This window comes from Jeongeupia naejangsanensis (assembly GCF_016865585.1).
Classification (GTDB): Bacteria; Pseudomonadota; Gammaproteobacteria; order Burkholderiales; family Chitinibacteraceae; genus Jeongeupia; species Jeongeupia naejangsanensis.
Genome location: NZ_JAESND010000005.1, coordinates 132,634 through 155,641 on the forward strand (window position 1 = coordinate 132,634; position 23,008 = coordinate 155,641).

The following is a 23,008-nucleotide window of genomic DNA, read 5'->3' on the forward strand; positions in this document are numbered from 1 at the left end:
CGCCATGGCCAACATCAGCCGCAAGTACCGCCAGAGCATCGGCAAAGCGATCCGCGATCAGGTGCCGCGTTCGTCGCATACCGACTGGGTGCGGCGCGAGCGCGATCCGGTCGCGCTGATCGAGGCCTCGAGCGAAGGCCGGGTGCCGGCGCTGATTCCGCTGCGCTACGGCCGGATGTCGGCGTCGCCGTTCGCCTTTTTCCGTGGCACCTCGCTGCTGCAGGCCTTCGATCTGCAGGGCAGCCCGGATACCGGGCTGGCGACGCAGATCTGCGGCGACTGTCACCTGATGAACTTCGGCGTCTATGCCACGCCCGAGCGCAACCTCGTTTTCGACATCAACGATTTCGACGAAACGCATCCGGGGCCGTGGGAGTGGGACATCAAGCGGCTGGCGGTCAGCGCGGTGCTTGCGGCGCGCGAGCGCGGCCTGAGCGACAAACGGGCGCACGAACTGGTCCGCATGCTGGTGCAGACCTACCGGATCCGCATGGCGAGCTATGCGCGGATGAGCGAGATCGAGCTCTGGTGCGAAAAGATCGGCTTCGATGCACTCAAGCGCTCGGCCGACGATCCCGAAATCGCCGCCTGGCTCGACCAGAACGCCGCCAAGGCCCGCAAGCGCACCCACGAACGGCTGCTGCCGAAGATCACCACCGAGGTCGACGGCACCTTGAAGCTGGTCGACAACCCGCCGGTGATCTTCCACCTGAACAACGAGCATTCGCTGCTGCCCGACGACGACGCCATGCGCCAGGCGGCCGACATGCTCGACATCATGCAGCCGAGCTATGCGCAGTACCTGAACACCCTGCAGGACGACCGGCGACTGCTGCTGTCGCGTTACCGGATGGTCGACATCGCCTTCAAGGTTGTCGGCGTCGGCAGCGTCGGCACCCGCTGTCTGGTGATCCTGCTGATGGACGAGCACGACCAGCCGCTGTTCCTGCAGCTGAAGGAAGCGCGCGAATCGGTGCTGGCCAGCGTACTGCCGCCGGCGCCGTATCCGCATCAAGGCCAGCGCGTCGTCTCGGGCCAGCGGCTGATGCAGGGCACCAGCGACTTCTTCCTCGGCTGGCTGGTCGGCCCGACCGGGCGGCATTTCTACGTGCGGCAGTTGCGCGACATGAAGCTGTCGGCCCGGCTGGAAACCTACAACGCCGAGATGTTCGAGTCGTATCTGGGTACGTGCGGCTGGACGCTGGCGCGCGCCCACGCCAAGGCCAGCGGCCTGTCGGCCGAGATCGCCGGCTATCTCGGCAGCAGCGATACCTTCGATCAGGCGATCGCCGACTATGCGCTGGCGTACGCCGACCAGACCGAGGCCGACTACGCACTGTTCAAGCAGGCAATCGCCGACGGCCGGTTGCCGGTGCAGCTGCCGGACGAGTGAACCACCGCTGCAAACGCAACAAGGGCCGCGATCGCGGCCCTTTTCTTTGTCGGTTTACTTCGCCGGTTCGCTGGTCGGTTTGGCGATGATCTCCTTCAGTTCGGCCGTCATCGGGAATTCCAGGTCGATGCGCTTGGGCGGAATCGGTTCCTGGAACCAGCGCTGGTAGATCTTGTTGATCTCGCCCGATTTGTACACGCCGGCCAGCGTGCCGTTCACCACATCGCGGAACGGCGCGTCGTCCTTGCGCACCATGCAGCTGTAGATCTCGCGCGACGCCGGCGTGCCGACGACGATCCAGTCATGCGGCGCCTTGGCCTTGGCGCGTTCGCCGTACAAGAGCGCATCGTCCATGTAGAACGCCATCGCCCGGCCCGATTGCAGCATCAGGAAGGCCTCGCCGTGGTCCTTGGCGCTGATCACGTTCATGTTCATCTGCTCGTCGGCGTTGAGCTTCTTCAGGTAACGCTCGTTGGTGGTGCCGGCGGTGGTGACGACGTTCTTGCCCTTCAGGTCCTTGAAGTCGCGGATGCCGCTGTCCTTGTGGGTCAGCAGCTGGCCCTTGACGTAGATGAAGCCGTAGGAGAAATCGACCTGTTTCTGGCGCTCGGCGGTGACGCCGGTCGAGCCGCATTCGAGGTCGACGGTACCGTTTTGCACCAGCGGAATCCGTGTCTGCGAGGTGACGAGGTTGTACTTCACCTGCAGGTTGGGCATGCCCAGCGTCTTCTTCAGCTGTTCGACCACCTTGCCGGCCAGCTCGACCGAGTAGCCCATCGGCCGGCCGCTGCTGTCGCCCAGATAGGAGAACGGGATCGACGCATCGCGATAACCCAGGGTTATCGCTCCCGATTCCTTGATCTTCTTCAGCGTGCCGCTCAGCTCCTCGGCCGCTGCACAGCCGAGGCTGGCAACGAGGGTCGAGACGGTCAGCGTGGTCAGGACAAGCTTGTTCATGCGTGGACTCCCGGTGGTGTAGCGGCCAGTGGCCTGATGGTGTTGTGCGGTGAAACGCAGCGCTGCTGCGCCCGGATCGAACGCGGCGTTTCACGTGAAACGGTTACTGCGGTTTGACGGCGGTGACGGTGACCTCGACCAGCACCGCCGGCCTTGCGAGTTCGGCCTGCACCGTGGTGCGGCACGGCACCTTGCCCGGGCTGAGCCAGGCGCTCCAGACGCGGTTCATTGCGGCGAAATCGCCGGCGATGTCCTTCAGGTAGATCGTCGCGGTGGCGATGTCGTCCTTGTGCGCGCCGGCCTCGGCCAGCAGGGCATCGATCTTGCTCAGCACTTCCTTGGTCTGGTCGACGATGTTGCCGCCGCTGCCGGGCACCTGACCAGACAGGAAGACGAGACGGTCGACGACGATGGCGCCGGAAAGGCGATCATTGCTGGCAATGCGTACGAGGGACATGCGGGGTTTCCTTGGTTCAGGCTGCGGTCAGACCGAAACCGGTCAGGTCGATGGCCGGCGCGCGCCGGTCTATGAGTTCGCTGAGGATCTGGCCGCTGCCGCAGGCCAGCGTGAAGCCGAGAGCACCGTGACCGATGTTGAGCCAGACGTTGCGGTACGGCGTGGCGCCGATCAGCGGTACGCCGGTCGGCGTGGCCGGGCGCATGCCGGCCCATTCGATCGCCGCGTCGTGGTCGCCGGCGTCGGGAAAGCTCTCGCGGGCTTGCGCCCGCAGCACGGCCAGCCGCTTCGGGTCCGGCGCGGCGTCGAAGCCGACGATGTCGACCATCGCGGCAATGCGCAACTGGCAGCCGATGCGGGCGTAGACGATCTTGCGGTCGTAATCGGTGATGCTGGTTTCGGGCGGTGTGTGGCCGGGGCCGACCGGCAGGGTCAGGCTGTAGCCCTTGAGCGGGTACAGCGGCAGCCGGATGCCGGGCAGGCCCAGTTCGCCGCTGCGGTGGCCGGCGGCGATGACGACGTGGTCGAACGGCAGGAAATCGCCGTCGACGATGACACCGTGTGCGGTGTCACCCTTGTGGACAATGCTGGCGACGCGCCGGTCGGTGAGCAGCGTGCAGCGGTTCGACGCCCGCAGTTTCTCGGCCAGCCGCTGGCAGAAGGCGTGGCAGTCGGCGACTTCCTCGTCCGGCGTATGGATCCCGCCGACGAAGGCGCCGCCGGGCAAGGCCGGTTCGGTCCGCAGACAGTCGTCGGCGCTCAGTACGTGCTGTGCCGAGGCGTCGGCCAGATGGCGGGCTGCATGCTCGAAACCGGCGCGATCGCGGAAGGTCACCAGTTTGCCGTTGCGGCGCCAGCCGAAATCGCCGAGCTCGTCGTCGGCCATCCACTGCGCCAGCGTGGCCTGGCTCTGCAACGCCAGCCGCAGCAGGTGTGCGCCGTTGCGGCGGTTGACCGAGCCGCGGCAGGCCAGCAGGAACGACGCCAGCCAGCGCCACTGCGCCGGATCGAGCCTTGGCTGCAGCCGCAACGGTGCATCGTCGCGCCCCAGCCAGCCCAGCGCCTTCAGCGGCACGCCGGCGTCGGCCAGCGGCGCGACGTAGCGGTAGGACAACTGGCCGCCGTTGGCAAAGCTGGTCTCGGTACCGACGTGCTCGCGCGCTTCGAGCACCGTCACGCTGTGACCGTCGCGGACCAGTGCCCATGCCGTTGCCAGCCCGATGACGCCGCCGCCGATGATGCCGATGTGTGCCATGCCTTGCGAATGCCCGTTGAATGTCCGTTGATGACATTCACGTTAATCCGCAGTGACAGCACCGCGATAATGAATAAACATGGCCTTTGTATAAGCAAAGGTTATGGGCGATGCGGCTAAGGCATATCGAAGTGTTTCAGGCGATCCGCCAGAGCGGATCGGTCAGCGGCGCGGCGCAGCTGCTGCACGTGTCGCAGCCGGCGGTGACCAAGGTACTGCAGCATGCCGAGCTGCAGCTGGGGTTTCCGCTGTTCCTGCGCGTGCGCGGCAAACTGCAGCCGACGCCGGAAGCGCTGGAGCTGGAGCGCGAAATCGCCAAGGTCAGCGAGAGCCTGAAGTCGGTGCGGCGGCTGGCGCAAAACCTGCGCAACAACCCGGGCCGGACGCTGCGGGTCGGCGCGACGCCGGCACTGGCGCTGGCACTTCTTCCACAGCTTATGCCCAGCTGGCTCACACGTTTTCCCCAGAGCGGCTGCGAGTTATCCACACATCACACCCGCGAGCTGGTGCAGGGGCTGATGATGCGCGAGCTCGACGTCGGCCTGACGCTGAAGCAGCCGGACCACCCCGGGTTGGCGGTGCGGACGATGACGACCGGTGCGCTGGTCGCACTGGCGCCAAGCGGCTTCTGGGCTGGATCGCAGGCCGGTGTGCCGCTGCCGATCGACGCGCTGGCGGATACGCCGCTGATCGGTCTGTCGACCGACGACCCGCTGTCGGCGCTACTCGAGCATCACCTTGCCGTGGTCGAGCCGCCGCCGCGCATCCGCCTTGCGGTGCAGACTTATCCACTGGCGCGTGCACTGGTCGAGGCCGGAGCCGGTGTCGCCATCGTCGACCCGTTCACCGCGCTCGGCGCCGACCCGGCCGCAACGATGATCCGCCCGCTGGCACCGGTGCTGCCGATGACGCTGTACGCGCTGACCCGGATTGACGAAACGCCGTCGCACCCGATGACCGCGCTGCTGGAGCTGGTCGCGGTGCAGGCGGGCGAACTGGTGAAGCAGGCTGGCGGGTCCGGGCGGGCGGCCTAGCGTTTGCGCATCAGCAGCGACGGCATCGCGATGCCGATGGTCAGCGCCAGCAGGATCATCGCTGCGCGGACGATGCCGCTGCCGGCTTCGACCAGATAGGGCTCGGCCGACTGGCCGGCGGCCAGCCCCGAGAGTTTCATCAGCGCGTGCACGGCTTCGTACATCGATACGCCGGGCACCATCGGGATCGCCGCCGAGATCGCGAACACCGGTGCCGCGAGCCGGGCGCGACGGGCCCACAGCTCGGCCAGCCCGCCGATCGCCAGCGCGGCCAGCAGCGTGCCGAGGGTGATGTCGATGCCGGTGTGCATCAGCACGTCGCGCAGCAGCCGGCCGATCACCGCGAGTATGGCGGCGGCCCACAGCGCGCGCGGCGGCGCGTTGAACAGCAGCGCGAAACCCAGCGCAGCCGGTGCGGCCCACAGCGAAATCAGCCAGGCGCTCATACGACCATCCTCAAGGCGACGCTCATGCCCAGCGCCAGGCCGACGACGAAGACCGCGCCCATGGTCAGCCGTACCAGCGCGTTCAGGTAACTGCCGCTGAGCAGGTCGGCCGCGCCATTGATCAACGGTACGCCGGGAATCAGGAACAGTACCGACGCGGCCAGTGCCGCCTGCGGCGTGCCGGTGAACGGCAGCAGCAGGCCGACGACCAGTGTCGCGACGAAGGCGGCGGCTGGCGCGAACACGAAGGGCTTGAAGTGGCGCATCGCCAGCAGTTGGCGTACGCGCATGCCCAGCGCCGAACCGATGCTGGTGATCGTCACCGCCATCAGGTCGCCGTGGAACAGCGCCGCAAACGCGCCGCAGGCAAAGCCGACGAAGACCGCGACCAGCCACGCCGGATAGTAGTGCGGGTAACTTTCCAGATCGTCGAGCAGGGTGGCAAAGCCGTTGGCGCCGACCCGGCGGGCCTCGAGTGCGTTGACCGCGCGTTCGACGCCGCTGAGTACGCGGAAATTGACGCCCATGTGCGGCGCGCGCCGCAGGGCGGTCTCCTGCCGGCCGTCGATGCTGACGGTGACGCCGAGACTCAGCGATGACACGATCGCGTCGACGCGGCTGGCACCGAGCGCACGCGCGGCGCGGTCGAGCGTGGCCGTGGTGCGCGCGGTATCGCCGCCGCTCTGGTGCACGAGGACGGCGGCGTCGAGTGCCAGCTTGGCGATCCGGGCCGGATCAGCTGGGGGAGGAGACGGTGGCTGCGGCATGCTTCGATTGTCGCGCCGAAGCGGCACGGCGTTTTTGCCAACGATCAAGTCGCCACAGCAAAAGCAGGGCGAGCACCGCGCCGTAGATCGCCGGTTCGGTGATGTCGCGCTTCACCAGCCACCAGTAGTGGACGACGACGAGGATGGCGATCGGGTAGACGAGCTTGTGCAGCCGGCCCCAGTTGCGCTTGAGCTTGCGCACCATCCGGTCGTTCGACGTGACCGCGAGCGGAATCAGCAGCACGAAGGCCGAAAAGCCGACGGTGATGAAGGGGCGCTTGTAGACGTCATGCCACATCGCGCCGAAGTCGAAGAAGTGGTCGAGCGCGAACCAGGTGGTGAAATGCAGGCAGGCGTAGAAGAACGCGAACAGCCCGAGCATGCGGCGGAACTTCAGCAGCTCGTTGCGGCCGGTGAACTGGCGCAGCGGCGACACGGCCAGCGTCACCAGCAGCCCGACCAGCGCCCAGGTGCCGGTGGAATGGGTGATGAACTCGACCGGATTCACCGCGGTCGGCGCCAGCCACACCAGTCTGGCCAGCGGCAGCAGGCAGATCAGGAAGACGGCGATTTTCAGGTTTTGGATCATGATGCTTGGGCCCTTTGGGGTTGGTACGGTTCCATGTACCTGTGTACACATCGGATACGGCTGGCGGGCCGGATCGGTTGCAGCGGTTCAACGCCAGCGTGGCGATTTCTTGCGTATCGTGCTTGCAAGCCTTGGTCGGTGCAGCCGTGCCGATCTGACACCCCTTATAATCGGTTTTTTTCCCGCGCCTGCCATCGCCATGACCATCGTCCAGTCCGCTCACCGCCTCGTCATCAAGGTCGGCTCCAGCCTCGTCACCAACGAAGGCCGCGGGCTCGACCATCACGCGCTGGCGCGCTGGGCCGAGGAAATCGCCGAACTCGCCCGGCAGGGCAAGGAAGTTGTGCTGGTGTCGAGCGGCGCCGTCGCCGAAGGCGTCGCGCGGCTGGGCTGGAGCGAGAAGCCCAGCGCCGTGCACGAAAAACAGGCTGCCGCCGCCGTCGGCCAGATGGGGCTGTGCCAGGCGTACGAGTCCGCCTTCCGCCAGCACGGGCTCAAGACCGCGCAGGTGCTGCTGACCCATGACGACATGGCCGACCGCACCCGCTACCTGAATGCGCGATCGACCTTGCTGACGCTGCTGTCCTTCGGCGTGATCCCGATCATCAACGAAAACGATACCGTCGTGACCGCCGAGATCAAGTTCGGCGACAACGATACGCTCGGTGCGCTGGTCACCAACCTGATCGAAGGCGATGCTCTGATCATCCTCACCGACCAGAAAGGCCTGTACACCGCCGACCCGCGCAGCAATCCGGACGCGCAGTTCGTCAATCAGGCGATCGCCGGCATGCCCGAACTCGAAGCCATGGCTGGCGGTGCGGGCTCGTCGGTCGGCACCGGCGGCATGTACACCAAGATCGTCGCCGCCAAGCGCGCCGCACGTTCGGGCGCCGCCACGGTCATCGCGAGCGGCCGCGAACCGCAGGTGCTGACCCGGCTGGCCGCCGGCGAGCCGATCGGCACGCTGCTGATCTCGCACACCACGCCGCTGGCGGCGAAAAAGCAGTGGATCGTCGACCACCTGCAGATCCACGGCCGCGTCCACGTCGACGAAGGCGCCCGGCGCGCCATGCTCGACAAGGGCTCCAGCCTGCTGCCGATCGGCGTCACCGAGATCGTCGGCGATTTTCCGCGCGGCGAAATCGTCCGCATCGTCGGTCCGGATGGCCTCGAATTCGCCCGCGGCATCGCCAACTACCCGAGCAAGGACGCCAAACGCATCCTGCGCCAGCCCACCGGCCAGATCGAAGCCACGCTGGGTTACATCGACGAACCCGAACTGGTGCACCGCGACAATCTGGTGCTGCTGTAGATCGAAGTGGGCGGGTCTTCAGGAGGCAGCGATTTGCCAGGGTCGGCGGAAGTGCGGCCTGAGGCGGCGCTGGCCGGCTTGAGTGCTCCATCATTGGTGCTTGCAGTTACACCGCTCTGGCAGCCCGATTTGGGGTTGGAGATTGCCGCCACGTCGAGCCCGGCACGATAAAATGGCGCAAATATCATTTTCCTGGCAATTTTTCTTTCCTTGCTTCGGAAAGCTTTGCCAACTCTCTGACACGTCATTCAACCCGTATGGATCATACTCCACAGGTTGATTAAAAATCGGGCACCCGGCGGCATTGACCATGAGCGACGATTTCTATTGTGATTGCGTACTGAGTGGAAAAACCGCTGTTTCGGTCGTGGCGGAAAGTGCGCGCGTGCTTGCTTTTGAACACACCGCGCCGACGTGGGAGATCCACATTGTCGTCATTCCCAAGGCACATGTCCGGCGCCTTGTTGATGTTGAAGATCCGGGGTTGATTGTCGAACTGTTCGGGGTAATGACGACAATCGTGAAGGAGCGCGGCTTTGCCGAGTCGAACTACAAAATCATCACCAACGGCGGATCGTATCAGAGTACGCAGCACCTTCACTTTCATCTTGTTTCTGGCTCCCCGCTGAATCCTTCGAATCCCGCGCAAAGTGGAGAGATGCTCGTTTGACTGACGGGTGCCGGGCAGAACCTAAACGCTCGCGCCAAAGGCAGGACATCACAGTTCGAAACGGGAGACCCCAATGAGTCTTTGGAAACCGGTGCTTTTCATCCTGAACAACATCCGCAAGGCGCGCAGTCGCCTGTCGCCAATGGCAATTCCGGAGCCGCAGTGCAGCCGGTTCGACAGGTGCATCCATGCGCATTGAAATCGTCTCGGAAGCGCAGCACGAATCGCTGATGGACCTGCTGTGCGAGTTGCACACCTACTACAACAAGGGCTCGGTCGTCGCTCGTGAGGTTGTACGGGAACATCTCCTTGAACATCTCTTGTCCCCCGGTTCGCCGCTTCGTCTGGTCGTAGCCATCAGTGACGACGGTGTCGTGGAAGGTTTTGCAGCTATTGCACCGACTTATTCGCTGGTTGAACCCATGCCGGACCGCCGTCGGCAGATTCAGTTGAAAGAACTCTTTGTACGGTCGGCGTGGCGAGGTTGCGGTGTCGGGCGGGCGCTGATGGCGTGGGTTGCGCAGCACGCCGTAGATACCGGTTGCCATCGGGTCGACTGGTCGGTCAAGGCATCCAACGCCCGGGGGATTGCGTTCTACGAGGGCCTAGGTGCCAAGCAAGTCGTAGACAGACTCAGCTACAGGCTTTCCGGGCCAAGCCCCAGTGAACGCTCATGCGGTGATTAGTACGTTGTTCAGCTGGGGTAGGATGCCCACCTGTTACTTCAGAAGTAAGAGGTGCTATGCATTGCTATGGCAAGATTTTGAAATCTTATGATGATATTGATTTCATTGAAATTCATTACGATACCGAAATGATTTCCTACTCGGCCGTGAGAGGCTTGATAGAAATATCAACGTCGCGATCTTTGGAAAAACCAGAGGAAGAGGTTGATGCAAAATTTCTGGCGAAACAGCTTGCTGATAGCGCCTGGTTCGGCCCAAGACATATTGCTATGGGTGTGATTCATAGATTTGTGCTTTATCCAATTGGCAGGGCCATTTTGCTTATCATTACTGTTGGTAAATATCCAAATCCAAACAAAAAGCACAACCCAATCTTTGTGGCAAATTTTGTATTTATATTTTTTCTGGTAGCGTTGGCTCTAATAACCATTGGACAAGCCTGACACACCACTGAATCGGGGGCATGACCGCAATGTTCAAGACTGTCGATTCCATCGTGCTGTTTGTTGCCGATATCGAAGCCGCAGCCCGGTGGTATGCAGCCTTGCTGTCGGCTGATGTCGAATACGAAAACGCTTTCTATGCCTTTGTGCGCGGTCCGGGCGTGACCCTCGGTTTTCATCCGGCAGACAACAAATGCCCCGGTGGGGTCGGTGGCACGACGGTGTACTGGACCGTGGACGACCTGCCGGCGTCGATCGCGCGGCTGCAGACCCTTGGCGCCAGGCTGTACCGCGGTCCGATGGTCACCAGCTTCGGGGCGCAGGCCGCCATGCTGCTGGACCCGTTCGGTTGCAGCATCGGGCTCAACCAGCTGGCGCCCGGCGAAGCGCGCTAGTCGGCCGCTGCGCCAGGCATGCCTGACCGGCACCACATCCGGCCATCGTGGCGCGCGACGATCTGTTCCATGGTCTTGGTTCGGTACCTCGGCTGCTTGTCGGATCGGCACAAATGCTTAATATCGAATTTTGTTTTGCTTACTGATGTTGTGTGGCTTTGGTGAGATGTCACGGCTTGGCTGGATTCACGGGACACGGTGGCGGGCGTATTCTCGACGGATACCGCACCGGTTTTGACCGGTGTGCACTGCGTACCGGTCCGTGTACGCGGTGGATTCTTCGAGGTATCTCCGATACAGGCCGGTCCGCACAGCGGCCCGGCTTCACCCTGCCGCACAGCCCTGGAGCACCATGATCAGCGAAGCAAGCAGTCTGGATTTTCCGTTCATCGAGAAGGTGACCCGCCAGAACATGGCGCACCATTACACGCAATACGGCATGGAATGGCAGGACGAGGCGTTCTTGCAGCGCCTGACCGTGAGCGACAATTTCGTCGTGCTGGACAAGGGCGAGCGCGTAGCGGTGATCCGGATCACCGCGAGCCCGCAGCATCTGTACATCAACGACCTGCAGGTGATTCCCGCTGCGCAACGCAACGGCATCGGCACCAGACTGCTCGACCATGCGATGTCGCTGGCGAAGACCCGGAACCTCGAAGCCGTTCGCCTGTGCGTCTTCAAGGGCAATTCGGCGAAGAAGTTCTACGAAAAGCTCGGCTTTGATCACGTCGGTGAACAGGGCAACGTGCTGCGGATGGAGCGCAGGCTCGAAGCCTGCGCCGTGCCCGGTTAGGCGGCACGCAGCCGCCGCATCTGCGGCACCGCGTGATCGTAAAAACCTTTCCAGCCCTCGCACAGATAGCTGAGGTTGCCTTCGCCCGGCCGGGTCTTGAGCAGCCGGGTGCGCGGGCATTCGCCGTAGCACAGCTTCAGGTGCGGGCAGCGGCGGCACTCGCCCGGCAGGCTGTTGAACTTGTCGAGGCCGAATTCGAGCTGGCGCAGCGAGAACACCATGCCGGCGAGCGACTGCTCGCCGATCCGGCCGATCTCGTATTCCGGGTAGACGTAGTGGTCGCACGAATACACACGGCCATCCTGTTCGATGGCGACGTTCTTGCCGCAGAACGGGCTGCTCGTGCACAGCTGCGCCGGCTTGCCCTGCAGCTGGGCGATTGTGGTTTCGAACTGGTTGATCTTGATCCGGTTCAGGTCGAGGGCGAACCATTCGTCGAACACCGTCGACAGGAAGCCGCCCCAGTCGGCCGGATCGACGCTCCAGTCGGTGACGATGGACAGCGGATGGCCGGGCCGCGCGCGCGGGCTGCCCTGCGGCGCCAGCCGCTGACTGTCCAGATGCCCCGGCGCGACGTGCTCGAACTGCTTCGGCTCGACGCAGGGGATGAACTGCATGTAGGTCGAGCCGAGTTCGTCGCGCAGGAAGCGGTACACGGCTAGCGGTTGCAGCGCGTTCTTGCGGTTGATCACCGTCAGCGTGCTGAACGGCACGGCGTATTTCTTCAGGATCTGCGCGCCGCGGAACACCGCGTCGAAGCTCGATTTGCCGCTCTTGGTCGGCCGGTAGGCGTCGTGCAGTTCGCGCGGGCCGTCGATGCTCAGCCCGACCAGAAAGCCCGCCTCGGCGAGGAAGGCCCCCCAGTCGTCATCGAGCAGCGTCCCGTTGGTCTGCAGGTCGTTGGAGATGCGCCGGCCCGGCGGCAGGTGCTTCTGCTGCAGCGCGACGATGCGGCGGAAGAAGTCGACGCCGAGCAGCGTCGGCTCGCCGCCATGCCAGGTGAAGACGATCTCGTCGACGTCCTGGCTGGCGATGTAGTCGACGACGAAGGTCTCGAGCAGTGCGTCGCCGATGCGCTGGTTCTTCTGGTCGAGCAGGCCTTCCTTGCTCAGGTAATAGCAGTAGTTGCAGTCGAGGTTGCACGCCGAGCCGACCGCCTTGACGGTCGCGTGCATGTAGCGGCTGACGCCGTGGCCGGGCTTGTTGTCGCCGGCGTCGAGCCAGGTCTGCAGCGCTTCGGGGCTGATGTTGAGGCGCTTGGCGTGGTTCAGGGTTTCGGTGCTGTGCATGATGTATCCGGTATTCAGGCGTGGTGCGGTGTGCGGCTGGCGCGGGCGAGCGACGGTCGCAGCGCGCGGTAGGCGTCGGCGTAGCCGCGCAGTTGTTGCGTCAATGGCCGGTCGGCCGGGTGTTTGTGGACCAGCGCGTCGGTGACGGCGGTGTCGATCAGCGTCAGCTGGGCATCGATGAACTGCTGCCATCGCCCGGCCATCTGCGGCGAACGTGCGGCCATCATGGCAACGAGCGGTACCGGCGACAGGTTGAAGAAGCCGTGGTGCGGAATGCGCGTCCATACCGCTGGCGCGTGCAGCTCGGCCGCCAGTGTGGCGTACAGTGGCCGGCCCCAGTGGGCCTTGTCGGTGGCGAGGGCGTTGCGATGGGCATACAGCGCGTCGAGGTAGGCCGGGTCGACGACGTCGGTGGCGTCGGTCAGTGGCGCATGGCCGTCGCGCTGGCCGGGAGCGATGCAGTCGGCATCGCCCAATTCGCCCTGCCGGCTGGCGAGCACCGCGTGCTGCAGCCGGTCGGCGCGCAGCGCGTCGAGCGGCACGACTTCGCACGCCAGCGGTTTGTGGTCGGCGTGCAGCCCGCACAAGCCGGCATCGTCGCGCGCCGGGCAGCGCTGCAGCGACGGATAGTCGACCGCCTGCAGCGTGATCTGCAGCGCGTCGCCGTCGGGCGCCGGCAGCAGCAGGGAATGGTCGATGTCGGCCTGTGCGGCGAGATCAGCGGCGGTGAAGTCGCCGCGCAGGGGCCGGATGCGGCGCAGCGCGAGCACGCCGATGAAACGGGTCTCGAAGCGCAGCAGCTCGTCCAGCGTCAGCAGCGGCGGGGTATTGCAGCACTGGCCGCAGGCATTGCAGCGGAAGGCGAAGTGGCCGGCCGGCGGCGGATTCCGGGCTGCAACTGGAAACGGGATCGGATGGATGATGGTCATGGTGGCAAAAACCGCACGCCGCGCGGGGCGGCGTGCGGTGTTTCGGCTTAGTAGAAGCCGCGCGGTCGCAGCGGGCTGACCCCGCCGACGTCGGTCATGTAACCCTTCCAGTGGCCGATCAGGCTGCTGGTCAGCGCCGGATACTGCGCCGACAGGTCGGTGGTTTCACCACGGTCGCTGTTCAGGTCGAACAGTTCCCAGTGGCCGTCGAGCGGGCCGAACGGCGGTTCGGTGAAGCGCGCCTTCCAGCGGCCGTCAGCACTGTAGATCGCCGTGCGGCCGTAGGTTTCCTCGCCGAACGGCGTGTTGCGCACCGGGGCCGGCGTGGCCTGCTGCAGCGCGTCGACCAGCGACTTGCCGGTGACCGGGTAGACGTAGCGGTCCTTGTAGACCACCTTGCCCTTGTTCAGGTCCTTGCCGGTTTTCGGGTCGATCTGCGGCGGTGCGGGAACCGAAGGCACGGTGACCTTGGCCAGCGCGAGGAAGGTCGCGGTGTTGTCGGTCACGTGGGTGAAGCCGCGCAACGGCTGCTGCGACGTCTTCTGCCCCGGCAGCTTGGCGATCGCCGGCGTCGAGATGCTGCCCTCGCCCATCATGCCCTTCAGCTGCGAGAACGGCGTCGCGCTGACTTCTGCCCAGCGCAGTCCGTACGACAGCCCCGGCTGGCCGAACGATGCGTCGGTGCCGAGTTTTTCGTACTTGCCCGGTTGCGCATTGGCGGTGTCGGTCGCTTTCGGATCGGCGCCCGAATCGATCGGCCAGCCTTCGGCGCCATTGTCGGACTGGAACAGGATGAAGGTGTTGTCGTACTGGCCGGTGTCCTTCAGGTACTTCACCAGACGGCCGATGTTGTGGTCGAGGTTGGACACCATGCCGGCGTAGATTTCCATGTAGCGCGCCTGGGCCTTCTTCTCGTCGGCGGACAGGCTGGCCCACTTCTTCACCACGCGGCCCTGGCCGTATTCGGTGTAACCGGCCGACGCCGGATTGACCGCGTTGATGTACTTGGCGCCGACGGTGCCGTTGGCGGCGGTGGCCGGCGAGCGCGTCAGCGTCTCGGCAACGTCGACCGACTTTGCCTGGCCGGCCGGAATCAGCCCCTTGGCCTGCAGCCGGGCGTAACGCGCGGCGGCGACGGCTTCGTAGCCCTGGTCGTACTTGCCCTTGTACTGGCTCAGCCAGGGTTCCGGTACCTGCAGCGGCCAGTGCGGCGAGGTGTAGGCGGCGTAGGCGAAGAACGGCTTGCCGTCCTTGCGGTTGGATTCGATGTAGCCGATCAGCTTGTCGGTGAAGAAATCGGTCGAGTAGAACACCGCCGGCGTACCGCCGACGCCGCCCGGCTGGCCGGGCTGGCCCGGCTGCACGTATTTGCCGTCTTCGGTGTAGTTCTTCGAGCCGGCCGCCTCGTGGCCGAAGTGGTTGGCCGCAGCGCCCGGCAGCAGCGAGTAGCTGCGCTCGAAGCCCCACTGGTCCGGCGTCTTGCCGCCGGCGGCGCCGCCGACGATGTTCGAGCCGAGGTGCCATTTGCCGGCGATATAGGTGTGGTAGCCGCCGTCCTTGAGCAGCTGCGCGACCGACAGCGAGCTTTCGTTCAGATAGCCCTCGTAGCCCGGCAGACCCTTGCGCTCGTCGCTCGGTGCACCCATCGTGCCTTCGCCGACCAGATGGTGGTCGGTGCCCGAAATCAGCATCGAGCGGGTGATCGCGCTGACGGTGCCGGTGTGGTGGTTGGTCAGGATGCGGCCGTTGGCGACCAGTGCGTCGAGGTTCGGCGTGTCGATCTCGCCACCGAAGGCGCCGATGTCCGAATAGCCGAGGTCGTCGGCCATGATGTAGAGGATGTTCGGCCGGCCGTCGCTGGCCACCGGCGTGGGGGTCGGTACCGGCGTTGGCGTTGGTGTCGTCTGCTGCGCGTTGGTCGTCGCGTCGTTGCTGTCCGAACCGCCGCAGGCGCTGAGCGCCAGACTGCCGAGTACGGCCGCGTACAGCACGCCGAGCCCGAATTTTTGAGGAAGAATGCCCCGAGTTGGCATGGCCCCGCCCTGAAAATTGTTGTTGGAGCGGACCATGGTAATGAGTAGTCAATAGATCAATTAATACTTAGTTTTCCTGTTTTTAGTGCCATCGGTGTTATGCGAATGAAAGGCTTACAGCATGCCGGGCGTACCGTGGTGCAACGACCTTGCCGGCGTGCAGGCCGCCCCTACGCTGCGCGATACTGGGCTGCGGTGATGAACTGACCGAATGCCTCGCACCAGATGATCACCGTGTTGTACTGCACCGGATCGACCGAGGCCGGCAGCGGCACGAGGAAATTCTCGAAGGTCTTCACCTCGCCGATCCGGACCATCCGGTCCTTGAGCCGCATGAAGTCCGCCTCGGTCTCGACGAAGGCTGGTGACAGGTACAGCCTGTAATCGGGCCCCGGCGCCAGCCTGCCTTCGAAGCTCACATGGCCAGCGCCGAGCGATACCTTGCCCTCGCCCCAGTGCAGCGCATCGCTGTCGCGCAGTTCACGGCGGAACTGGCCGACGTAATGCGCTTTTCCGGCCTGTGCCACGACTGCGGCATCCGACGGTGCATCCGGCGCAGTCAGGATGGGCAGGAGGTACACCCCCAGGCCGAATCCGGCCCACAGCGCAAACAGGTGCGAGCCCAGCAACAACCACTTTTTCATCGGCTTCCCCATTGGAATGGCGGTGGTGCCGGATGGCCCGCCCACCCCGGTTCAGTCGGCGACGTTGTCGGAATATGACAGACGATGTGCCTTTTTTTTGCCAGGACCACCGGTGGTGGCCGGCGTCATCGGGGGCGATGACCGCGGCGAGGGGGTGTGCTGCCGGTTTTGACGCAGGGCGTGTCGCAACCGCTGTCGTCCGGCCTTGCTACTCGGGGCATTGTTGATATTCAGCGACAAAAAAGCATGCGTCATGCGGGAAATCGGCCATCTGCACGGCATGCCGGTTTGCGCGGCTTTTCGACGTGGCTTCGGTACGAACCGGGTGTCTGCCGTGCGCCAATTCCTATCCGTATTTGTAAGAAATTCCGATGGCATGATCTCCGGATTGTTGAGTCAGACATCTACGGCAACAACAGGCCCACATTGGTTTTGATTTGATTTGAAAGCTAAATGACAAAAGTTGGATTTTTGTCATGATTTTACTTTCCAAAAACTGTCTAAGTTCAAACGTAAAGCCGATATGAATGTTGTTTGTAATCAATAAAAAAGAAGTATATCAATATAACTTAATATTAAATTACGTTAGTTTACATTAATACATGTTTTGTAAGATGACGGTGTGAGCCCGGTGTCGTTACTGTTTTCGCGAATGGTTACATTCATAGCAAGTCATTAAGAAATAAAAACCTGAATGATATTGCTGTGGCCATAGCAAAAACTTATAAACATCGAAGGTTTTCAAGCCAGCCATGTCCAACGTCGATCTTGCCCAGCCGCTGCCCACCGAGGGCAACGGCTTCCAGTCCCCGCCCGAATCCAGCAACCCCGCCCGCGACCACGAAGCGCAGCCGCTCTCGTCGAACCAGAAACGCCTCTGGCTGATCGACCGCATCGATCAGGGCGGCGCGCACTACAACGCCCTGAACGTCTACCGGATCGACGGCGGCCTCGATATCGCGCGTTTGCGCAGCGCCCTGAATCAGGTGCTCGATGGTCATCCGGTCCTGCGGACGGTTTATCCGGCCGAGGCCGATCAGGTCGGCCCGCAAGCTGCGCTGCTGCCGGCCAGGATCGAGATTGCCGTCACCGACCTGTCCGATGCCGACGTTGCCCAGCGTCAGGCCGCCGCTGCGCGGATCCGCGACGAAGCACTGGCGCGGCCGTTCGATCTGTCGCGTGACCTGATGGTGCGGGCGCAGGTGCTGGTGCACGGCAATGATTGCCACGTGCTGTTCCTCACCGTTCACGCGATCGCGATGGACGACGTCTCGCTGCCGCTCTTCAATCGCCTGCTGTCGGCGCATTACGCCGCCGGGCCGGTGCCGGCCAGCGCGGTGCAGCACGCCGAGTTCGCGCGCTGGCAAGGCCGGCAGACCGCGCAGGCCGATGCGCAACTGGGCTACTGGCAGGCGCGTCTGGCTGCGCTGCCGCAATGCCACAACCTGCCGCTGGACCATCCGCGCCCGTCCGAGCCGGACTGGCAGGGCAGCGCGCACGTGCAGCAGCTGGATCCGGCGCTGAGTACCGCCCTGCACGCGCTGGCCCGGCAGCGGCAAGTGACGCCGAAGGCGCTGTTCCATGTGGCGTTCTCGGCGCTATTGAGCCGCTATTCCGGCGAAACCGACATCGTGGTCGGGGCCGAGTCGGACCCGCGCGACCGGGCGGGCATGGGCGGGCTGATCGGCCCGGTGGCCGGCCATGTGGTGCTGCGCGCCGACCTGAGCGGCAATCCGTGCTTTGACGACCTTCTGGCGCAAAGCCGGCAGACGCTGGACGACGCCGACGCGCATCAGGACACGACGCTCGAACAGCTGGTGCAGGCTTTGGGCACCGATCGCGATCCGGCCTACCACCCGCTGTTCCAGATCATGCTGCGCCATCGCGGCGATGCGCACCGCGACCTTGCGCTGGCCGGCCTGAGCGTTGCGCCGGTCGCGATCGACGTCTGCACGGCGCGTTTCGACCTGACGCTGGAGATCGATACCGCCGGCGGCGGTACCGTGCTGCGCTGGGAATACGCCACCGCGCTGTTCAAGCGGGCGACGATCGCCCGCATGGCGCACAGCCTGCAACTGATCCTGCAAGCCATCGCCCGGCAGCCGCAACTGCGGCTGGGCGAGTTGCCGCTGCTGGACGCCGCTGCCGAACAGGCGCTGGCGTCGCCTCGCGCGCAGCCGTCGGTCCCCGTTGCCGATTGCGGTGCGCACCAGCTGTTCGAAGCGCAGGCGCGCACCCAGCCCGATGCCGTCGCGCTCCACCACGGCACGGCACGCTGCACCTACGGCGAGCTCGACGCCGCCGCGAGCCGGCTGGCCGAGCGCCTGCAGGCCGGGGCGCTGCCCGCCGGCAGCCGCGTCGGCGTGTGCATCCCGCATTCGTTCGCCCTGGTCGCCGCCATTCTGGCGGTCTGGAAGGCCGGTTGCGTCTATGTGCCGCTCGATCCGGCCTTCCCGGATCAGCGTCTGGCCGGCATGGTCGGCGATGCCGGTGTCCGGGCGGTGCTGGCCACGGCGGAGCAGGCGAGCCGCTTTGCCGGTGTGGACGTGCTGAGCGTCGATGCCGCCGAGGCGTTCGCGCCGGGCAAGGGCCGTGCCGGCCTGCCGGCCAACGGCGGCGACCCGGCCTACATCATGTATACCTCCGGTTCCAGCGGCCGTCCCAAGGGCGTGCTGGCGCAGCACCGCAGTCTGGTCAACCGGCTGACGTGGCTGGAACGGACGTGGCCGGCCGGCCGCCATGAAGTGTTCAGCCTGAAAACGTCGCTGGGTTTCGTCGACCACATCGCCGAGCTGATGCAGTCGCTGGTGTGCGGCGCACCGCTGCTGATCGTCGATCGCGAGCAGCTGTTCGAGACCGGTGCGCTGATCGATCTCCTGAAGCAGCATGCCGTGACGCGGCTGACCGTCGTGCCGTCGCTGCTGCGGGCATTGCTCGACAGCGGCCGTCTGGCCGAGCTGGACCTGCTCGAGCTGGTCATCAGCAGCGGCGAGGCGCTGCCGGGCGAACTGGCCCGCGATTTCCACCAGGCGCTGCCGATGGCGCGGCTGGTCAATCTGTACGGGTCGACCGAGATCGGCGCCGACGTCAGCTGGCACGAGTGCGTCTTCAATGACGATCTCGATGCGGTGACCCGCTATTTCCGCGACGACGCGCAGCCGTCCACCGGCGTGCCGGTGGCGCACCAGCCCGAGCCGCCGGTCGATGCGCGCTTCGATTTTTCCGACACCACCATCGCCAACGCGCCGATCAGTTACGACGCCTACCTGCGCGGCCTGCACCAGCACGTCGTGCCCAACACGGTGAACGTGGTGTCGAGCCGCTACATCGGCCACATGACGTCGGGCCTGCCGAGCTTCCTGCCCGAGCTGAGCGCGCTGATCACCTCGATGAACCAGAATCTGGTCAAGATCGAGACCTCGCGCGTGCTGACCTTCCTCGAACGGCAGGTGGTGGCGCAGCTGCACCGGCTGTTCTTCGACCTGCCGGCCGATTACTACCAGCAGTACGTGCAGGACCCGCATCACGTGTTCGGCGCGGTGACCAGCGGCGGTACCGTGGCCAACCTGCTGGCGCTGTGGTGCGCACGGAACAAGGCGCTGATCGGCCACGACATCAGCAAGGAGACGCTGGTCCGGCGCGGTGCGCACCAGACGGTGCAGTCACTGGGCTACAGCGGCGTCGCCATTCTCGGCACGCGGCTGATGCACTACTCGATGAAGAAGGCGGTGGCGCTGTTCGGCCTCGGCGAGGAAAGCCTGGTCCACGTTGCGCAGGACGAGGCGCAGCGGATGTCGCCGGCGGCGCTGGAGCAGCAGATCGCCGAATGCCGCCGTGCCAACAAGCTGATCATCGCGATCGTCGGCATTGCCGGCGCGACCGAAACCGGCACTGTCGACCCGCTGCCGCAGATCGCCGAGATCGCCGCGCGCGAAAACATCCACTTCCACGTCGATGCGGCCTGGGGTGGCGCCTTCCAGTTCTCGCGCAAGCACAAGAACCTGCTGGCCGGCGTCGAACTGGCCGACAGCGTGACCTTCTGCGCGCACAAGCAGCTGTACATGCCGCAGGGCATCAGCCTGTGCCTGTTCCGCGATGCGGCGTCGATCCACGCGATCTCCACCCACGCGGCGTATCAGGCCAAGCAGGGCAGCTTCGACTTCGGCCAGTACACGGTCGAAGGTTCGCGCCCGGCCAACGTGCTTTACCTGCACGCCAGCCTCAACGTGCTGTCGCGGCAGGGCTATGCCTGGCTGGTCGAGCGCAATCTGGCGCGGGCGCGCTACTTTGCCGACCTCGTGGCCGGTTCGGAATGCTTCGAGCTGATCGGCACGCCGGACATGAACATCGTCAATTACCGCTATCTGCCGCGCCACCTGCGCGACGGCTACCGGCCGGAAGACAACGCCGAACTCAACCGGCTGGTGGTGCAGATCCAGGAGTTCCAGTTCCACCGCGACGAGACCTTCGTGTCGAAGACGCGCCTGCTGGTCCCGCACATCAGCCCCGAGCCGATCGACGTGTTCCGCGTGGTGCTGTGCAACCCGCTGACGCAGGGCGAGGACCTCGTGGCCGTGCTCAACGACCAGATCGACATCGGTCGCCGTTTCGACCCCTCGCCTGCCGGGGTATTCAGCCGCGCCGACGAGCTGGTCGAGGGCGACGACGGCCTGCGCACGGTGCCGGCCGGCCAGCCGATCGCCAACACCAGCCTGTACGTGCTCGACCATTACGGCCAGCCGGTACCGACGGGTGTGGCCGGCGAGCTGCACGTCGCCGGTGCCGGCGTCGCCGACGGTTACGTCGGCCTGCCCGAGCTGACCGCCGGCAGCTTCGTCGCCAATCCGTTCGACCGCGCATTCGGTGGCCGGATGTACCGGACCGGCGACATGGCGCGCTGGTTGCCCGATGGCCAGATCGAGCTGCTCGGGCGTGCCGACCAGCAGATCAAGCTCAACGGCTGCCGGATCGAGCCCGGTGAAATCGAAGCGGTGCTGAAGGCGCATCCGCAGGTGAGCCACGCCGTGGTGGTGGCGCAGCCGCGCGGCCTGATCGCCTGGCTGGTTGCCGATGCCGCGGAAGCGACGCTGAAACCGCAGCTGCAGGCGGCGCTGCAGGACCAGTTGCCCGCGTACATGCGGCCGGGCGCGCTGCACTTCGTCGACAGCCTGCCGCTGCTGCCGAACGGCAAGGTCGACCGGCGTCAGTTGCAGCAGCGCAAGCCGACGGCAGAACAAGGCGTATTCATTGCACCGCAAGGCGAAATGGAAACACTGCTGGCCGGGCTGTGGGCCGAACTGCTGACCCGGGACGAAGTCAGCGCCGACGGCCGTTTCTTCGATCTCGGCGGGCATTCGCTGCTGGTCGTGCAGCTGGTCACCCGGCTGCGCCAGCGCGGCATCGAACTGGCACCGCGCGATGTCTTCGCCAACCTCCCGCTGCGCGAACTGGCGGCGCGCTGCAAGCTCGGCGCCAACGACGACACCGGTGCGCAGGCCGCGATCACCGGCAAGGTGCCGCTGCTCGCCAACCACCACTGGTTCCTCAAGCGCGCGAACTACCATCACTGGAATGCGACGCAGCTTTGCCATATCGAGCGCGACGTCGACCTCGGCGTCCTGCAACGGGCGATGGCGGCAGTGCTGCAGCACCATGACGGCTTGCGCGTGCTGTGGACCCAGCACGACGGCCGCTACCAGCAGCACGTGCTGGCCTTCGACGCGATGCCGGTCTGGTGGCAGCGCATCGATCTGGCCGGCATCGCGCCGGCGGACGAAGCGGCGACGATCGAACAGATCTGCGACCAGTTGCAGCGCAGCCTCGATATCGGCCGGCAGATGTTCAAGGCCGTCGTCTTCGATTTCGGCCCCGACCGGGCGCGCAGGCTGTTCATCCTTGCGCATCACCTGATCATCGACGCCTACTCCTTCGGCATCGTTCTCGACGATCTGGAAACGGCGTATCGCCAGTTGGCGCGGCAGCAAGCGCTGCAATTGCCGAGAAAAACCGCGTCGATCCGGGATTGGGCGCAGTGGCAGGCGAATTACGCCAGAAGCGCGGCATTGCCGCAGCTGGATTATTGGGCAGGCAAGGACTGGAGCCGTTGCCTGCCATTGCCGGCCGATGGCAATCAGCAGGCGCTGGCCGTCAATTTCGGTCTGTCCGTGCTCGAAATCCGTTCGGCATTGCTGACCGAACAGGCGACCGCCGGGCTGGAAGTATTGGCGCGCGAAGCAGGCGTGCCGGTTTCATCGCTGCTGCTGGCATCGCTGGCCATGACTTACAAGTCGCAATTCAAGCAAAGCTGCTATGCGGTCAATACCGTGCACAACGGCCGGATTGCCCGCCACGATGCACGGTTCGAACTCAGCCGCACGGTGGCCTGGCTGTCCAATTACAGCATCGCGCATCTCGATCTCGCGACATTGCCGCGAGGCGCAAGCCGGATCGATATTGCCCGCGGCATCCACGCCCAATTGAACGAATTGCAGGATGACGGACTGTCGTACAGCAGTTTGCGTTATCTGAGCAATGATCCGGCCATTGTCGAAATCATGAAGCGGGTGCCGGAAGCGCAGATCGAATTCAATTTCGTGCCACGCAGCATCCATTTGCCGAAGGACGACGAGCGCATTCTCCTCGAGGCGCCGGAATCGACCGGTTCGCCCGATGGCCTGATGCATGCCGGCTTTACGCCGTTCATCAAGGCCGAATACCAGGGCGACCGGTTGGTGATTCGCTGGGGTTATTGCAAGACGCGCTATCACCGCGACACGGTCGACGCGCTAATCCATCAGCAGATTCAATGGCTGGAAGCGCTGCTGGTGGAGTCGCGGGCCGAAGCGGAGGCCGTATGCGCCAACTGATACGCCGAATGACAGCGGGGGTGAAGGCAGGTTTGAACGGCGGGGAG

At 64.7% G+C, this 23,008-nt stretch carries 19 protein-coding genes; 9 read left to right on the forward strand and 10 right to left on the reverse strand.

The features are described 5' to 3' along the window. Positions 1-4 precede the first annotated feature (4 nt). Positions 5-1,393 carry a DUF2252 domain-containing protein gene (locus tag JMJ54_RS11570; protein ID WP_203538714.1) on the forward strand — a complete coding sequence of 463 codons (1,389 nt, stop codon included), beginning with the start codon at positions 5-7 and terminating at the stop codon, positions 1,391-1,393. Positions 1,394-1,447: 54 nt separating this feature from the next. Here JMJ54_RS11570 and JMJ54_RS11575 read toward each other — a convergent pair whose 3' ends face one another. The 3 genes from JMJ54_RS11575 to JMJ54_RS11585 form a co-directional block, all read right to left on the reverse strand. Next, the gene (locus tag JMJ54_RS11575) at positions 1,448-2,350 is read right to left on the reverse strand and encodes a transporter substrate-binding domain-containing protein (RefSeq protein ID WP_203538715.1); all 903 of its coding nucleotides are present in this window, start codon (positions 2,348-2,350) and stop codon (positions 1,448-1,450) included. 103 nt (positions 2,351-2,453) lie between these two features. After that, positions 2,454-2,807, reverse strand: a complete 354-nt coding sequence (locus tag JMJ54_RS11580) for a RidA family protein (RefSeq protein ID WP_203538716.1) — start codon at positions 2,805-2,807, stop codon at positions 2,454-2,456. A 16-nt stretch (positions 2,808-2,823) separates the two neighbouring features. Then, a complete protein-coding gene (locus JMJ54_RS11585; protein ID WP_203538717.1) occupies positions 2,824-4,062 on the reverse strand; it encodes a D-amino acid dehydrogenase in 1,239 nt (412 codons plus the stop codon). Between the two features lie 110 nt (positions 4,063-4,172). Here JMJ54_RS11585 and JMJ54_RS11590 point away from each other — a divergent pair, with 110 nt between their 5' ends. Then, entirely contained in the window at positions 4,173-5,096 is a 924-nt protein-coding gene (locus tag JMJ54_RS11590; RefSeq protein WP_203538718.1) for a LysR family transcriptional regulator, read from the forward strand. Here JMJ54_RS11590 and JMJ54_RS11595 read toward each other — a convergent pair. From JMJ54_RS11595 to msrQ, 3 genes are read right to left on the reverse strand one after another with little or no spacing between them, the layout of a single operon-like run. Next, entirely contained in the window at positions 5,093-5,542 is a 450-nt protein-coding gene (locus JMJ54_RS11595) for a threonine/serine exporter family protein (protein WP_203538719.1), read from the reverse strand. The genes JMJ54_RS11590 and JMJ54_RS11595 overlap by 4 nt on opposite strands. After that, a complete protein-coding gene (locus JMJ54_RS11600) occupies positions 5,539-6,309 on the reverse strand; it encodes a threonine/serine exporter family protein (RefSeq protein ID WP_203538720.1) in 771 nt (256 codons plus the stop codon). Before JMJ54_RS11600 ends, JMJ54_RS11595 begins: the two co-directional genes overlap by 4 nt. After that, positions 6,278-6,898, reverse strand: a complete 621-nt coding sequence (gene msrQ, locus JMJ54_RS11605) for a protein-methionine-sulfoxide reductase heme-binding subunit MsrQ (RefSeq protein WP_239000046.1) — start codon at positions 6,896-6,898, stop codon at positions 6,278-6,280. Before msrQ ends, JMJ54_RS11600 begins: the two co-directional genes overlap by 32 nt. A gap of 199 nt (positions 6,899-7,097) precedes the next feature. Here msrQ and proB point away from each other — a divergent pair, with 199 nt between their 5' ends. The 6 genes from proB to JMJ54_RS11635 all read left to right on the forward strand — a co-directional run bounded on the left by proB (position 7,098) and on the right by JMJ54_RS11635 (position 11,200). Then, the gene (proB, locus tag JMJ54_RS11610; RefSeq protein ID WP_203538722.1) at positions 7,098-8,213 is read left to right on the forward strand and encodes a glutamate 5-kinase; all 1,116 of its coding nucleotides are present in this window, start codon (positions 7,098-7,100) and stop codon (positions 8,211-8,213) included. A 310-nt stretch (positions 8,214-8,523) separates the two neighbouring features. Beyond that, on the forward strand, positions 8,524-8,883 hold the full coding sequence (locus tag JMJ54_RS11615; protein ID WP_203538723.1) for an HIT domain-containing protein: 360 nt from the start codon (positions 8,524-8,526) through the stop codon (positions 8,881-8,883). Positions 8,884-9,071: 188 nt separating this feature from the next. After that, positions 9,072-9,569: a GNAT family N-acetyltransferase gene (locus JMJ54_RS11620; protein ID WP_203538724.1), complete on the forward strand. Its 498-nt coding sequence runs from the start codon at positions 9,072-9,074 to the stop codon at positions 9,567-9,569. Positions 9,570-9,646: 77 nt separating this feature from the next. Further along, on the forward strand, positions 9,647-10,012 hold the full coding sequence (locus JMJ54_RS11625; RefSeq protein ID WP_203538725.1) for a hypothetical protein: 366 nt from the start codon (positions 9,647-9,649) through the stop codon (positions 10,010-10,012). A gap of 20 nt (positions 10,013-10,032) precedes the next feature. Continuing rightward, positions 10,033-10,407 carry a VOC family protein gene (locus JMJ54_RS11630; RefSeq protein WP_203538726.1) on the forward strand — a complete coding sequence of 125 codons (375 nt, stop codon included), beginning with the start codon at positions 10,033-10,035 and terminating at the stop codon, positions 10,405-10,407. A 352-nt stretch (positions 10,408-10,759) separates the two neighbouring features. Then, positions 10,760-11,200, forward strand: a complete 441-nt coding sequence (locus tag JMJ54_RS11635; RefSeq protein ID WP_203538727.1) for a GNAT family N-acetyltransferase — start codon at positions 10,760-10,762, stop codon at positions 11,198-11,200. Here the strand turns inward: JMJ54_RS11635 and JMJ54_RS11640 are convergent. From JMJ54_RS11640 to JMJ54_RS11655, 4 genes are all read right to left on the reverse strand, one after another. Then, positions 11,197-12,489: an anaerobic sulfatase maturase gene (locus JMJ54_RS11640; RefSeq protein ID WP_203538728.1), complete on the reverse strand. Its 1,293-nt coding sequence runs from the start codon at positions 12,487-12,489 to the stop codon at positions 11,197-11,199. The genes JMJ54_RS11635 and JMJ54_RS11640 overlap by 4 nt on opposite strands. A gap of 14 nt (positions 12,490-12,503) precedes the next feature. Then, positions 12,504-13,418, reverse strand: coding sequence for a hypothetical protein (locus JMJ54_RS11645; protein ID WP_203538729.1), 915 nt, complete (start codon positions 13,416-13,418; stop codon positions 12,504-12,506). 47 nt (positions 13,419-13,465) lie between these two features. Then, positions 13,466-15,451 (reverse strand): arylsulfatase, encoded by a 1,986-nt coding sequence (locus tag JMJ54_RS11650; protein WP_203538730.1) that lies wholly within the window; start codon positions 15,449-15,451, stop codon positions 13,466-13,468. A 170-nt stretch (positions 15,452-15,621) separates the two neighbouring features. Beyond that, on the reverse strand, positions 15,622-16,095 hold the full coding sequence (locus JMJ54_RS11655) for a DM13 domain-containing protein (protein ID WP_203538731.1): 474 nt from the start codon (positions 16,093-16,095) through the stop codon (positions 15,622-15,624). 752 nt (positions 16,096-16,847) lie between these two features. Here JMJ54_RS11655 and JMJ54_RS11660 point away from each other — a divergent pair. Next, on the forward strand, positions 16,848-22,961 hold the full coding sequence (locus JMJ54_RS11660) for an aminotransferase class V-fold PLP-dependent enzyme (RefSeq protein WP_203538732.1): 6,114 nt from the start codon (positions 16,848-16,850) through the stop codon (positions 22,959-22,961). Positions 22,962-23,008 lie beyond the last annotated feature (47 nt).